We start from the raw sequence: 14,204 nt of genomic DNA on the forward strand, positions 1-14,204 counted from the left end.
CCATGGTAAAGCAATCGATATTCGGACGTATGGCCACGCTGGCGAAGGCCAACATCAACGCGCTGCTCGATCAGGCGGAAGACCCGCAGAAGATGCTCGATCAGATGGTCCGCGATTACTCGAACAGCATCGCCGAAGCGGAAAGCGCCGTGGCGCAGACCATCGGCAATCTGCGCATGCTGCAGGAGGATTACAACGAGGACCGCGAGAACGCGCGCAACTGGGGCAACAAGGCGCTGGCGGCGTCCAGGAAGGCCGACGAGTACCGTGCATCCGGTGACACCGCAGACGCAGAGAAGTTCGACAATCTGGCGAAGGTAGCCATCCAGCGCCAGATCACTGCGGAAAACGAGGCCAAGGGAGCCGAGCCGACCATTGCGTCGCAGACAGAGATTGTCGACAAGCTCAAGGCCGGGCTGAACCAGATGAAGGGCAAGCTCAACGAGCTGACCAGCAAGCGCGATGAGTTGATCGCACGGTCCCGCACCGCTGCAGCGCAGGCCCAGGTGCATGACGCCATGAAGAGCATCGACTTCATGGACCCCACCAGTGAAGTGGGCCGCTTCGAAGAGAAAATCCGCCGCGAGGAAGCCCGGGTCCTCGGTCAGGCCGAACTGGCCAATTCAAGCCTCGATTCCCAGTTCGAGAGCCTTGAGGACCTCGGGGAACAGAGCGAGATCGAGGCACGCCTCGCTGCGCTCAAGTCAGGCAGCGCCGCCTCGAACGCACCCTCCGCCATCGAGCAGGGCGAGGAAAGCCCCAAATACTGATCCTGCCCTCAGACGGTACGACGGCGGTCTTCCACAGGCCGCCGTCGTCCGCTTTTAACGCCGTCGTCTATCAACGCCTCCGGTCGCTTCTCAAAGGGACCGTCCGCTTCAACGGGACCGTCCGCTCTCAAGAACCACGCCGCGCATCAACGCAGCCGGCCGTCGTCCGCGGTGGAACCGGCCGCCGGTAGATTGGCACCATGGCCCTGACTGTAGTGTGGCTCCGCGACGATCTGCGCCTTGCCGACAACCCTGCCCTCCACGCCGCCGCAGAACGCGGTGAGGTAGTGGTCTGTTACGTCCTTGACGAGGTCAGCGAGGGGATCCGGCCGCTCGGCGGTGCAAGCCGCTGGTGGCTCCATCACTCGCTCACCGCGCTTGGCGCGTCACTGAAGGAACGCGGCATGGAGCTGATACTGCGATCCGGTCCTGCGCAGGCTGTGGTGCCCCGTGTGGCTGCAGAGTGTGAAGCGGATGCCGTCTTCTGGAACCGGCGGTACGGACTGGCCGAGCGGACACAGGATGCTGCCCTCAAGGCCTCGCTGGGCGACGGCGGATACGCCGTGCGGAGCTTCCAGGCGAACCTTCTGTTTGAGCCGTGGGAAGTGACCACGGGAAGCGGCACTCCCTATAAGGTTTTCAGTCCGTTCTGGCGCGCGTGCCGGAACCGGCCGGCGCCGCGGGCGCCTCTCGGTGTTCCGGGGTCGCTGAATGGCCCGGTGACGGAGTCTGAGGACCTTGCGTCGTGGCGGCTGCTCCCGTACGCCCCCGACTGGGCAGCCGGCCTGCGGGAAACCTGGGATCCGGGCGAGCACGCTGCGCAATCCCGCCTGCAGCACTTCCTGGCTGAAACCATTGACGGGTACGCCCGTGCACGCGAACTGCCCGACACCGAGGGAACCAGCCGGCTGTCACCGCATCTGCGCTTCGGCGAGATCAGCCCGTTCCAGGTGTGGCAGCTGGCCGGGGCCGATTCCGGGACTGCAGCCGCAGGTGATCTGACGGTTTTCATGCAGGAGCTCGGCTGGCGGGAATTCTGTTGGCAGCTTCTCTATCATCAGCCGGATCTGGCCACCGCGAACTACCGTCCCGAATTCAATGCGTTCCCCTGGCAGCAGCCCGTCGAAGAGGAACTGGACGCCTGGCGTTACGGCCGCACAGGCTTTCCGCTCATCGACGCGGGCATGCGCCAGCTGTGGCATACCGGATGGATGCACAACCGGGTACGCATGGCAGCCGGATCCTTCCTGATCAAGAACATGATGGTGGACTGGAGGGTCGGCGAACAGTGGTTCTGGGACACCCTGGTGGATGCCGACCCTGCAAACAACCCGGCGAACTGGCAGTGGGTGGCCGGTTCAGGCGCCGATGCGGCACCCTACTTCCGGATCTTCAATCCGGTGACGCAGAGCAAAAAGTTCGACGCCGACGGCGGTTACCTTCGCCGGTGGATTCCGGAGCTGCGCTCCGCCGGCAATGTCCATGAGCCGTGGAAGGAAGGCGTCAGCGGCTACCCTGCGCCTCTCCTGGACCTGAAAGCCTCGAGGGATCAGGCCCTGAGCGCGTATCAGGATCTTCGGCAGGCCTAGCTGCCTTCATGGAGCGCCGCTTGAGCACTTCAGGTACTGCGATCCAGAGCACGAGGATGAGGACGGCGAGACTCACCGCGGTAATGGTTCCGGCCGTGCGGTTCAACACGATGTCGAATATCAGTCCGGTTGTTCCGACAAGGACGAGTGCCACCAGCACCATGGTCGCTCGAAGAATCCGGTCGGCATTGCGGACAAGTGATTCCTTGATCCGCAGGCGGAAAAATGTCCGGTGCATGATCACCGTACCCAGCAGCAGGGCCGTGATCAGCGAGGAGAGCACCACCAGCGACAGGTAGATGGTGATCTGGAACGAGTCGAGATCGGTGAAACGGGACTGGAAGGGCAGGGTGAGCAGGAAGCCGGTGAGGATCTGGATACCGGTCTGAAGCACACGCAGTTCCTGCAGCAATTCGAGCCAGTTGCGGTCTACACGCTGCAGCGCTGTTTCCCCGCGTTCCCGGTCTCCGCCCACCGTGCCCTGATCGATCATGGACATAGTGTAGGTGAGTCGGGGAGAAATGGGCCGGAGAACAACAATGGTCCTGGAAGCTGGGCTTCCAGGACCATTGTCCTTTGTTGCGGGGGCAAGATTTGAACTTGCGACCTCTGGGTTATGAGCCCAGCGAGCTACCGAACTGCTCCACCCCGCGGCGTGATTACTACTTTACCCGCCGCGGGGTCGGATCCCAAATCGGGGCCATCTCCCCCTATTGGCCTGCGTCGCCGGACGCTCCGGAGAGCCGCGATTCAGCATCCAGCGCCCGCTGCAGTGCCTGGTCGAGACGCTCCTGCGCTTCACCGTAGGCGGCAAAGTCACCTTCGGCGAGGGCATCCTGGCCCTCCTGGATCGCCGCATTTGCTTCCTCGAGCGCTGCACGAAGGTCAGCCGCGGGATCCCCGGTGCCGGGCTCTGCCGGCGTGGTGGGCTCCTCCGTAGGCTCCGCCGTCGGCTCCTCGCCCGCAGGCGGCGCAGCCGGATCATTCGGAGTCTCCCCGACGTTTTCGCTGTCCCCGGTTTCAGCACCGGAATCGCCCTGGAAGACCTGGTCGAGGGCTTCAGCGAGGGTCGGCGCAAACCCGACCTGTTCACCGAAGCTCACCAGGACACGCCGCAGGACGGGGAAGGAAGAATCACCGGAGGACTGGACGTAGACGGGCTGGACGTAGGCAATACCTCCACCGATGGGCAGCGTCAGCAGGTTGCCGCTGATGACCTCCGAGGCACCCTGGCGCAGCAGGTTAAGCTCCTGGGAAACCTCGGTATCGGAGTTGAACAGGTTGGCGGCCTGGCCCGGTCCCACGGCGGAATCCTGTCCGGAGGAATCGAGCAGGCGCAAGGCACCGTAGGTCTCAGCCTTCACGCCGTCTTCTCCGGTACCGGCATCACCATCCGCCGCGAGGAAGCCGTAAAGGATGTTCCGCGGTTCCTGGCCCTCGGGAACAAACGGGATGAAGGGAGTAGTGAGCGAGAAGCTTGCCGACTCCTGGTCGGGCATCTGCAGGGAGAGGTAAAACGGCGGCTGCTTGACCGCCCGCTCACCGTCCTCCAGAGTGGGATCCACCGGCACCGCCCAGGCCTGGTTGTTGCTGTAGAACGGCTGGGTCTGGGTCACGTGGTACCTCGCCAGCAGTTCACGCTGGACCTTGAACAGATCCTCCGGGTACCGCACGTGAGCCATGAGGTCCGCCGACATCTCACTGTACGGCTGCAGGGAGGAGGGGTAGATCTCCTGCCAGGCCTTCAGGATCGGATCCTCATCGTCCCACGCATACAGGTCTACGGAGCCGTCATAGGCGTCAACCGTGGCCTTGACGGCATTCCGGATGTAGTTGACCCGCTCAGCCGGAAGGGCCGTGGAAACCCCTGTCGCGGTGAGCGAGTCGACCGTGGCCGACTGGAGCTCCTGCTGCGTCGAGTATGGGTAGTCAGCGGTAGTCGTGTACCCGTCGATGATCCACTTGACCCGTCCGTCGACGATCGCCGGGTAGGTGTTGCTGTCCAGCGTGAGGTACGGCGCCACCTTCTCGACCCGGTCAACCGGGTCGCGGTCATACAGGATCTGGGACTGATCGTTCACCTGGTCCGAGAGCAGGAGATCCGTGGACTGGAACTTCAGCGCGTACACCAGCCGGTTGAAGAAGTTCCCGACAACGGGGCCTCCGTCTCCCTGGAAGGTGCTGCGGGCCTCCTGGTCCGACTCCTCCGTCTGGGGCCTGTCGATCTCGAGCGGCGTCGCGCCCTCGGGTGCGCCGACAATCGAATACTCCGGCGACTCTTCCCCGAAGTAGATACGGGGTTCGAACGTGCTCTCGTCGCCCAGCAGGCCCGTGGAGGGGATACCCGACTGGATGAACGCCGGTCGACCGTCCGGCTGGACTGTCGATCCTGCCGCAGCGACGACGCCATAGCCGTGGGTGTAGTACACATGCTCGTTGATCCAGCCGGCAGGCACACCGGCCGTGTTGAGTTCCCGGACTGCAATCACGGTGTCCTCGATCTCGCCGTCGATTTCATAGCGGTCGACGTTCAGGATTTCCGGGAACTGGTAGTACTGGCGGAACTGCTGGAGCTGGCTGAAGGCATCGCTGACGAGGTTCGGATCCAGCAGCCGGATGTTGGCGGTGGTCTCGCCGTCCTCATTCAGGGCCCCCTCCTGGGGAACCTCCTCGACGCCGTAATCGGTGACCTGCACCCCGTCGAGCCCGTAAGCGGCCCGCGTCATCTCCATGTTGCGCTCGATGAACGGCTCCTCGCGGCTGAATTCCGAGGGCACAACCTGGAAGCGCTGGATCACCCAGGGGTAGACGCCGCCGGCAAGGATGGCAGTGATGACGAGCATTGCCGTGCCGATGACGGGCAGGCGCCAGCGGCCGATCACCGCGGAGACGATGAAGAGGACCGCAACGATCACGGCAGCCGCAGCGAGGATTGCCTTGGTGGGAATGACGGCGTTCACATCGGTGTAAAGAGCACCCGCCCATTTGCCGCTGCTGCTGGTGACTGTGGCGTACCGGTCAAGCCAGTAGTTGACCCCCTGCAGGATCAGGAAGAGGGCCGCGAGGACCGCAATATGGGTGCGCGCCGCCCTGCTGGTGAACAGGCCCTTCTCCTCAAGGCGGATGCCGCCGTACAGGTAGTGGGTGAGCACCCCTGCGATACCGCTGATCACGGTGACGCTGACGAGGAAGCCGAGCAGGAAATTCAGGAACGGGAGGGTGAAGACGTAGAAACCAATGTCGAGGCCGAACTCCGGATCGGTCTGTCCGAACGATTCAGAGTTGAAGAACAGGAGCATCCGCTCCCACTGGGAGGAAGCCGCGGTACCCGCAAACGCTCCAAGCACAATGGGAATGCCGAGCATCAGCAGCCGGCGGATCGGTTCAAGCTGAGCCTGGTAGCGGTTCAGGTTGTCCTGCACATTGCTGTCCGGAGCATAGATGGGCCGTGACCTGTAGGCGATCCGCAGGCTGAAGTACACGCTGGCGGCCATGATCAGGAACGCGGCCACGAAGAGGCCGATCCGGGACAGGTTCTCGGTGACGAAGACCTCGAGGAAGCCGAGCTGGTTGTACCAGAGCACGTCTGCGTACACCTGCGAGAAGTATACGAAGCCGATGACGAGCAGCCCGAGAACGATCAGCGTCGGCACCAGCGGTCCGCGCCGCCGGCCTGGGGATGAATATGGTTGGCTCGGCCTGCTGCTGAAAGGCCGGTCTGGTCCGGATGTCACTATTACCTCATCCTTGGGGGTACGGGTGTGCTGGGTGCGCTCAGCGGCGCACGATCCACTGTTGTTTATTCTGCCCTGTGCACGTCCGGGCCACACAATTCAGTTCCGCGTGCGGGTAAGCACCCCTGAATCGTGTCCCAATCGTGTCCATCCTCACCCGGTTACGGCGGTCAGTCCGGTTACGGGCGGTCAGTCCTCACAGGACGGGAGCCGTGCGGCGTCGTCGTTCTCTTCTCCCAGCGTGCGGACTGCGGTGACCGCGTCCCCGAGGGTTTCGACGCGGATGACCCGGAGGCCGTCCGGAATGTGGCCGACCACCTCCTCGCAGTTTGCTGCCGGAGCGAGGAAGACCTCGGCGCCGGCCTCCTGCGCGCCCACGAGTTTCTGGCGGATCCCTCCGATCGGCCCGACGTTGCCGGCCGAGTCGATGGTCCCGGTCCCGGCGAAGTGCTCTCCCCCGGTCAGTGGGCCCTCCGTGAGTGTGTCCACGATACCGAGGGCGAACATCAGGCCGGCTGAGGGTCCGCCGACATTGTTGAGTGCGATGTCGACGTCGAATGGGAACTGGAATTCGGACATGAGGAACACCCCAAGCTGATAGTCGCCGGACTCGCCCTGCACCGGTTCGACAGTTTCCACGACCGTCTCTCCATCCCGGGTCACAGTGATGTCGACGCTGTCCCCCGCTGCCGCATTCAGCGCATCCTTCAGTGGCTGCAGCGCCTCGATTTCCATGCCGTTGATCCGGGCCAGCCGGTCGCCCTCCTCGAGGATGCCTTCCGCTGCTGAGTCGGGCGCGAAGCCGACAACGGAAAGCGTCTCTTCATACTCGATGCCGAGATGGCCGAGCGCCGCGGCAACGGCAGACTCCTGCGAGGAAGTCATGGCCTCCGCGTTCTGCTGTTCGATGTCCGCCTCGGAGATGTCGGGCGGGTAGACCAGTTCGCGGGGAGTGACAGCCTGGGCCGGATCCGCCCAGGCACGAAACGCGTCGAAAATGCTGATTTGTTGCCCTGGCCCGCCGGCAACGAAGACGGTCGTAAGGTCCAGTGCCCCGTCTGTGGGGTACGTCTGGCGCCCTTCGACGGTGATCAGGGGTTCGGCATTGAATTCCCCGATGGTGTTGAAAGTGGGACCGGGTGACTCAACGACGTAGGGCGAAGGCAGCAGCACAGCCGCGGCGCCGAGCCCCAGGGCAAGCAGCCCGGAAACTGACATCACCGTGAAGCGAGGGTCCCGTTTGGCGGCCTCGTGTTCTGGCCGGTTCATATCCTGGGAGAGCGGCTGGGTCAACGGTGTCACCTTCGGGATCGGGGAGCCCGGAACACCCGCCGCCTGGCGGGACGCAAGGGCGTCACACCCCAAGGGTACAAGCCGATCCGGCTGCCGCAGCGCGCCGGCGGCCGCTGCTTTGCCTAGAGCGAACTCCCGCCGGGGGTGCGGGACATCCCGGGGTGCTGCCGGTAACGTTTGAGATCCTGACCGCCACTTGCCAGTGGAGGATTCCAGCCGCCCGGAGAGCTTCCCCTTTCTGCGGGGCAGTCCCGCGGCTCCAGGATTTTCGAGCAGGATTCGACCAAAGGACCGGTGGTATCGATGAGTTCCAATCCGTCGAATAACGACGACGACACTCCCAAGGACCCCCTCTCCGAGATGCTCGAGCGCCTCATGGGCGGAAACATGCAGGGCATGGACCCCCAGGAGATCGCGAAGGCAGCAGGCCTCCCGAGCGATCCCCAGGCCATGGCGATGATGATGCAGCAGGTGCAAGCCATGTTCTCGGCGCAGTCCGAAGGTCCGGTTAACTGGACCCTCGCCCATGACCAGGCACGGCGGGCTGCGTCAGCCGGCGGTGATCCCTCGGTGAGCAGCACGCAGCAGCGCGAGGTGGACGAGGCGCTGCGCCTTGCGGAAATGTGGCTGGATCCCGTGACCGATTTTCCAGCCACGGCGCTGCTCGGCAAGGCGTGGTCCCACGCAGAGTGGGTCGAGGCAACCATGCCCACCTGGAAGCGGCTGACCGAGCCCGTCGCCACCAGCATCGCCCTGGCACTCTCCAACGCCATCACCGAGCAGATGCCCGAGGAAATGAAAACCATGATGGGCGGCGCCGCCTCCATGCTGCAGAACATGGGCGGCGCAATGTTCGGCATGCAGCTCGGGCAGGCGGTGGGTGCGCTGTCGCGCGACGTCGTGAGTTCAACCGACATCGGCATCCCGCTCGCAGAAAACAGCATGGCGCTCCTGCCTGCCAACGTGGCAGCGTTCGGGGAGGGGCTCGACATCTCCGACTATGACGTGCGGCTGTTCCTCGCCGTCCGTGAGGCCGCGCACGTGCGGCTCTTCACCCAGGTGCCGTGGTTGACGGGCCACCTGCTGGGGGCGATTGAAAGCTATGCGCGAGGCATCCACATCGACATGTCCAAAATCGAGGAGGTTGCACGGGATATAGATCCGTCCAACCCGGAGTCCCTGCAGAGTGCACTCTCGGAGGGCGTGTTCATGCCGGAACGCACCCCCGCGCAGGAGGCAGCCCTGGCCCGTCTGGAAACCACGCTGGCGCTGGTCGAGGGTTGGGTGGATGAGCTGACCGCAGCAGCCACGGCGAAACTCGAATCCTCGGGAGCGCTCCGCGAAATGGTCCGCCGCCGCCGCGCCACCGGGGGTCCTGCAGAGAATGCGTTCGCTTCCCTGGTCGGCCTGGAACTTCGGCCGCGCAGGCTGCGCGACGCTGCGGTCCTGTGGGAGCAGCTGCGCCAGGAGCGCGGGATCGCGGGGCGCGACGCCATCTGGCAGCACCCGGACCTGCTTCCCACGCCGGAGGATCTCGATGACCCGGCCGGTTTCAGCGCCAGGCGCCAGCTGGCCGAGTCGGATGACGCAGATGTGGATGCCGCCCTGGCGAAGCTCCTCGACGGCGGGTTCGAGGAACGCCCCTCCGGGGAGGAACCGGCCGGCGCTGACGAGCAGGATCCGGAGGAAGGTCCGGACGGTTCCGGCGAAGGCAGCGGCCCCCGGTGAGCGTGAGCGTCTAGCGCCCGCTGAGGCCGTGGTCTGCGGCGTACGCGGCACCGAGCAGGAACGCCTTGGCGGTTTCGGTCTGCGGGTAGCCCTTCAGCAGCGCCCAGAACGCCTCGTTGTGCGAGGGTTCTATCAGGTGCGCCATCTCGTGCAGTATCACGTAGTCGATCACCCAGTCGGGCATTCCCTGCAGTTTGTGGGACAACCGGATGGAGCGGGAGACGGGCGTCGCCGATCCCCAGCGGGAATTCTGGTTGGTCACCCAGCGGATGCTCGACGGAAGACCCCGCCCCTGCAGAAACTGCGCGGACAGCGCTTCAGCCCGTTCGCTCAATCCGGACTCGGAATGGGCGGGCCGCGCCGACTTCGCGTGCAGCCTGGCCACCATTCGTTCCACCCACTGCTTTTCCTGTCTGGCGGAGAAGGAAGCCGGGATGGACACCACCGCCACGCCGTCGCGCAGGTCAACGCTCACAGTCCGGCGGCGTCGCGCGGACCTGCGCACTTCCACCGGATAGGGTCCGGGCTGCGGGGCGCCCTCAGTATTCACCGGCGTGCTCCTTCCCCGCTCAAGCGCTTAGTGGCCCTGCGCGAGCACATTGAGCACCGACTCTCCATAGCGGTCCAGTTTGGCCGGCCCTACCCCCGCCAGCTGTGCCAGTTTCTCCAGTGAGTCTGGACGCGCTTCCGCGATGGCCACGAGCGTGGCGTCCGTGAAGACGACAAAAGCCGGAACCTCCGTCTCCCGGGCTGCCTGCAGACGCCAGTTCCGCAGCGCCTCAAAGGTCTCTTCACTGTAGTTGGCAGGGCAGTCCCCGCAGCGTCCGATTTTGCGTTCGGCACCCGTGCCCAGGACTTTTCCGCAGGTACGGCAGTGTGCGGGCGCCGAAACTTTCCGCTCCTTCCGCACGGTGGGCTGCCGGAAGGAGCGGGGGCCGCTGGATTCCGGGCGAAGACCGTCGAGGAACCGGGAGGGCTTGCGTGATGCGCGTCCCCCGGGAGTACGGGAGGTGGACCAGGAAAGGGCCAGATGCTTGCGGGCACGGGTAATGCCGACGTAGAGGAGCCGGCGCTCCTCATCCACGGCGTCAGGAGTGTCCGCGAACGAAATCGGCATGAGCCCCTCGCTCAGTCCCACCAGGAACACGGCGTCCCATTCGAGGCCCTTGGCGGAATGCAATGACGCCAGGGTGACGCCCTGGACCGTGGGCGCATGCTGGGCTGAAGCGCGTTCCTCCAGCTCCGCGACGAAGTCCTGCAGGGTGAAGCCCTGCCCTGAACGGGCCTGGTGCAGCTCATCAGCGAGCGAAACCAACGCAGCGAGCGACTCCCACTTTTCCCGGACGGCACCGGAGCTCTGCGGAGCCTCCCGCGTGTACCCGAGGGAGGCAAGGACGTCACGAACCAGTTGGGGAACGTCTTCGTTCGTGGCTGCGCGTGCGGCGGCACGGAGCTGAAGCAGGCTCTCGCGGACCTCGCGCCGGGCGAAGAACCGTTCGGCTCCGCGCAGCTGGTATCCGATCCCGGCGGCCGCCAGGGCCTGCTCATAGGCCTCCGACTGCCCGTTGGTCCGGTACAGGATGGCGATCTCGCTCGCGGGCACACCCTCGGCGATCAGGGTTCCGATGCGCCGGGCGACATCAGCCGCCTCGGCCTCGTCATCGCTGCATTCGGTGAAGCTTGGCGCCGGCCCGGGCTGTCTCTGCGCAATAAGCTGAAGCGGCGTGGCCCAGCTTCCGGTTCCCCCGCGGCGTTCTGCCTCGTCCGTGCGGGCAGCAAGCAGGGAGTTCGCAAGGTGGACGACCTGCGGTGTGGAGCGGTAGTCCCTCACCAGTTTGATGACCTGCGCGTTGGAATACCTCCCCGTAAATTTAAGGAGGTGGGCGCTGGTGGCTCCGGTGAACGAGTAGATGGTCTGGCTGGCATCCCCAACAACGCAGAGCTCTTCCCGCTCCCCCAGCCAGAGATCCAGGAGCCGCTGCTGGAGCGGTGACACATCCTGGTATTCGTCAACGACGAAGTGCCGGTACTGGGAGCGGACGGTCGCTGCAACCTTGGCGTCTTCCTGAAGTATCCCCACCGTAATGAGCAGAACGTCCTCGAAGTCGATGACGTTGCGGTCCACCTTGAGATCCTCATAGGCGCTGAAGAGGCGGGCCACCGTGGTGGCGTCCATGCCGGCCGGTTCCACCCGCCCGCGGGCAGCCTCGACATACGTGTCCGGCGTGAGCATTGAAACCTTTGCCCACTCGACCTCGGCAGCGAGGTCGCGGATGGTTGCCCGGTCAGTACTGAGCCTGAGCCGGCGTGCAGCCTCCGCGAGAAGCTGCGCCTTGTGGTCCACAAGCGCGGGAAGCGTTCCTCCCACAGCCTGTGGCCAGAAATACTGCAGTTGGCGGAGCGCCGCCGCATGGAAGGTGCGCGCCTGCACACCATGAGCCCCGAGATCCCGAAGCCTGGTCCGCATTTCCGCGGCGGCCCTCGCCGTGAAGGTCACGGCCAGGACCTGCTGCGGCTTGTAGACACCCGTATGCACTCCGTAGGCAATCCGGTGCGTGATTGCGCGCGTCTTTCCGGTCCCGGCTCCTGCCAGCACACACAGCGGGCCGGTGAGCTGGGACGCTACGGCCCGCTGCTCGTCATCCAGTCCGGCAAGGATCCGTTCTTCGACCGTCCCCTCCACTATGGCCTCCCGGCCGACGGCTCTTCATCCAGGGGACCGCCGTACCAGTGTTCGATGAGCGCGCGGGCGATGGAAGCGCCGGACGCGACAGAGATCCGATCTTCTTTCAGGCCGGTGAAGAGGTCCTCCCTGGTGAACCAGCGCACCTCCCGGATTTCGACGCCGTCGGGCACGGGAAGCGCATGGGAGGCTTTAGCTGTGAATCCGAGCATCAGCGACGCGGGGAACGGCCAGGGCTGTGAGCCGAGGTAGGTGGGAGAGTGAACCACAATTCCGGATTCCTCCTCCACTTCACGGACCACCGCCGCCTCCAGTGACTCGCCGGGTTCGACGAAGCCGGCAAGCGTTGAGAAGCGGTTCTCCGGCCACGCGGCAGAGGACCCCAGAAGCAGCCGGTCTTCCTCGTCCGTGACCGTCACGATGATTGCCGGGTCGGTGCGCGGAAAGTGCAGGCTCTCATCCGCCGGGCACCGCCGAACCCAGCCGCCGTCGATGGGACTGGTGGGTTCTCCGCAGCGGGGGCAGTGGGTGTGGGTGGCATGCCAGTTCGAGATGGCCATGGCTTCCACGAAAAGGCCTGCCTCCAGCGCCGATAATCCTGCGGCGGCTTCCCGGAGTCCGACCCACGACGCCTCTGCTGCCAACCCTTCCTGGATGTCCTCGTGCTCCACCAGCACGATGTGCGTACCGGTGGGCAGATGCTCCGTTGCTTCCGCCGTACTGCCGAGGTAGACGGGGTTTTCCGGCCGCGCAACATCTGCCACGGAGCTCAGCATCAGCCTGCCGTTCCGGAGGGGCGAGCGCTTCCGCGCGAGATGAAGAACGCGGGTGGCCGGCTGCTCCCACAGCCGGTCAAACAGCCCGGGCGAAGCGCGGAAGGTGGAGCCCCGATCAGCCGTGCCGCGTGCCAGCGGTAGGGAACCGAGTGGAGGGAGGCTGGCAATTCCGACTGCTTGCATGCCGACGGCTTGGGTCATATTTCTACGGTACGGTCCCGCACCCCCAAATGGATATTCGACGGGGGTTTCTGGAGGAATAGTGCGCGCGGGCGGCGACTCGCCGCCGAGGACAATGGGGCCGGTGACCTCCCGCCCTTACGGTGGATGGTGTGAAACGCTCACCAATGGAACTTGCGGCCCTTGCCAGTGCGGCCGTGCCGGGTCTCGCCCCGACCGGCGTATCCACCGCACCCGATGACCCGGCCGATTTCGAGTCCGCACTGCTCATCGACGATTCCGGCAAGCAGTGGCGGGTCCGTGCGCCGCGCCACACCGAGGCGAGCATGAGGCTGGAAACGGAACTGCAGGTGCTGCGAGCGTTCACGCCGGGTGTACGCGCAGAGCTTCCCTTCCTTGTCCCCCATGTTGCAGGCACGGTCCGCATCGGCGACCTGCGCACCTTTGTCTATTCGCACATCGAGGGATCCACCCGCTCGCTCGACGAACTGGCCGCCGGAGGGCGGGAGCTGGCAAGGGAAATCGGACGAGCGATAGGGGCTGTGCATGAACTGCCCAGGACGCTCGTCAGTGAAGCCGACCTGCCGGTGTATGAGGCCAATGAAGTCCGCCAGCGGCGGCTCAACGAACTCGACCAGGCCGCCACCACGGGCAGGATCCCGTCCGAGCTCCTGCGGCGGTGGGAGCATGCACTGGAGGACGTCTCGCTCTGGCGGTTCAACCCCACGGTGGTGCACGGGGATATCCACGAGGACAACCTGCTGCTTACCGCGGGACGGGTCTGCGCTGTGACCGGGTGGACCGATCTCTCGGTGGGAGATCCTGCAGATGACTTCGCCTGGCTTGCAGCTACGCAGGACGCAGACTTCGCCGACGAGGTGCACGAGGCTTATATCGCGGCGCGTTCCGATGCGGCCGACGACCATCTGCTGCGCAGGGCCGCCCTGGCGGCCGAGTTTGCCCTCGCCCAGTGGATGGTGCGCGGTCTCGCGTTGGGTGATGACGGGATGGTCGATGAGGCTGAGGAGATGATGCAGTCGCTCGCTGCTGACCTTGCAGCGGAAGAAGCGGCGCTGGCTGCCGAGGCGGAGACCGAAGACACCACCCCCGGCGAGGGGTATGGAAACCGTGCCTGGGATGATGAGGAGACCGGCAGGGACGGCGCGGCCTCCCCCTCCGGCAACGCCGACGGCGACGCTTCCGAGCGCGACGCTTCCGACGGAGATGCTTCCCACGGAGATGCTTCCCACGGAGCGGCGGGCGAACCGCCGGTGAGGACCCTCCAGGGGCGGGAAAACCTGGAGACCTCTGCGCTGCCCGTGGTGCCCCGCGGCTGACGCTGATTTCTGCTTCCGGCCGGCAGGTTCCACTGCTCCCGACCGTCAGGTTCCACTGCTCCTGGCCGGCGGGTTCGACTGCTCCGGCCGTCAGGTTCCACTGCTCCTGGCCAG

At 65.2% G+C, this 14,204-nt stretch carries 10 protein-coding genes and 1 tRNA gene; 4 read left to right on the top strand and 7 right to left on the bottom strand.

Going from position 1 to position 14,204, the window contains the following annotated elements; all coding sequences use genetic code 11:
* Positions 1 to 2: 2 nt before the first annotated feature.
* Complete coding sequence (locus tag X803_RS0104170) at positions 3 to 770, top strand: PspA/IM30 family protein (RefSeq protein ID WP_026544161.1); 768 nt, start codon at positions 3 to 5, stop codon at positions 768 to 770.
* A gap of 200 nt (positions 771 to 970) precedes the next feature.
* Positions 971 to 2,359: a cryptochrome/photolyase family protein gene (locus tag X803_RS0104175; protein ID WP_026544162.1), complete on the top strand. Its 1,389-nt coding sequence runs from the start codon at positions 971 to 973 to the stop codon at positions 2,357 to 2,359.
* On the opposite strand, the gene X803_RS17705 is transcribed toward X803_RS0104175, so the two are convergent.
* The 4 genes from X803_RS17705 to X803_RS0104195 form a co-directional block, all read right to left on the bottom strand.
* The gene (locus tag X803_RS17705; protein ID WP_139186208.1) at positions 2,274 to 2,852 is read right to left on the bottom strand and encodes a DUF6328 family protein; all 579 of its coding nucleotides are present in this window, start codon (positions 2,850 to 2,852) and stop codon (positions 2,274 to 2,276) included. The genes X803_RS0104175 and X803_RS17705 overlap by 86 nt on opposite strands.
* 86 nt (positions 2,853 to 2,938) lie before the next feature.
* Positions 2,939 to 3,012, bottom strand: a tRNA-Met gene (locus X803_RS0104185).
* 57 nt (positions 3,013 to 3,069) lie between these two features.
* The gene (locus tag X803_RS0104190) at positions 3,070 to 6,015 is read right to left on the bottom strand and encodes a UPF0182 family membrane protein (protein WP_051470459.1); all 2,946 of its coding nucleotides are present in this window, start codon (positions 6,013 to 6,015) and stop codon (positions 3,070 to 3,072) included.
* 267 nt (positions 6,016 to 6,282) lie between these two features.
* The gene (locus X803_RS0104195; protein WP_245702634.1) at positions 6,283 to 7,386 is read right to left on the bottom strand and encodes a YlbL family protein; all 1,104 of its coding nucleotides are present in this window, start codon (positions 7,384 to 7,386) and stop codon (positions 6,283 to 6,285) included.
* 303 nt (positions 7,387 to 7,689) lie between these two features.
* Between X803_RS0104195 and X803_RS0104200 the strand changes: the two genes are divergently transcribed.
* The gene (locus X803_RS0104200; RefSeq protein ID WP_035777896.1) at positions 7,690 to 9,114 is read left to right on the top strand and encodes a zinc-dependent metalloprotease; all 1,425 of its coding nucleotides are present in this window, start codon (positions 7,690 to 7,692) and stop codon (positions 9,112 to 9,114) included.
* A gap of 10 nt (positions 9,115 to 9,124) precedes the next feature.
* On the opposite strand, the gene X803_RS0104205 is transcribed toward X803_RS0104200, so the two are convergent.
* The 3 genes from X803_RS0104205 to nudC are packed head-to-tail and all read right to left on the bottom strand — an operon-like array spanning position 9,125 to position 12,774.
* Positions 9,125 to 9,664 (bottom strand): M48 metallopeptidase family protein, encoded by a 540-nt coding sequence (locus X803_RS0104205; protein WP_051470438.1) that lies wholly within the window; start codon positions 9,662 to 9,664, stop codon positions 9,125 to 9,127.
* A 27-nt stretch (positions 9,665 to 9,691) separates the two neighbouring features.
* Positions 9,692 to 11,797 carry an ATP-dependent DNA helicase UvrD2 gene (locus tag X803_RS0104215; protein ID WP_026544167.1) on the bottom strand — a complete coding sequence of 702 codons (2,106 nt, stop codon included), beginning with the start codon at positions 11,795 to 11,797 and terminating at the stop codon, positions 9,692 to 9,694.
* On the bottom strand, positions 11,797 to 12,774 hold the full coding sequence (nudC, locus tag X803_RS0104220) for an NAD(+) diphosphatase (RefSeq protein ID WP_253907389.1): 978 nt from the start codon (positions 12,772 to 12,774) through the stop codon (positions 11,797 to 11,799). The genes X803_RS0104215 and nudC overlap by 1 nt, the downstream gene beginning before the upstream one ends.
* Before the next feature lie 131 nt (positions 12,775 to 12,905).
* Here nudC and X803_RS17710 point away from each other — a divergent pair, with 131 nt between their 5' ends.
* The gene (locus X803_RS17710; protein ID WP_084033367.1) at positions 12,906 to 14,090 is read left to right on the top strand and encodes a macrolide 2'-phosphotransferase; all 1,185 of its coding nucleotides are present in this window, start codon (positions 12,906 to 12,908) and stop codon (positions 14,088 to 14,090) included.
* The last annotated feature ends 114 nt before the right edge of the window (positions 14,091 to 14,204 follow it).

It is taken from the genome of Arthrobacter sp. 35/47 (genome assembly GCF_000520475.1).
Taxonomy (GTDB): Bacteria; Actinomycetota; Actinomycetes; order Actinomycetales; family Micrococcaceae; genus Arthrobacter_D; species Arthrobacter_D subterraneus.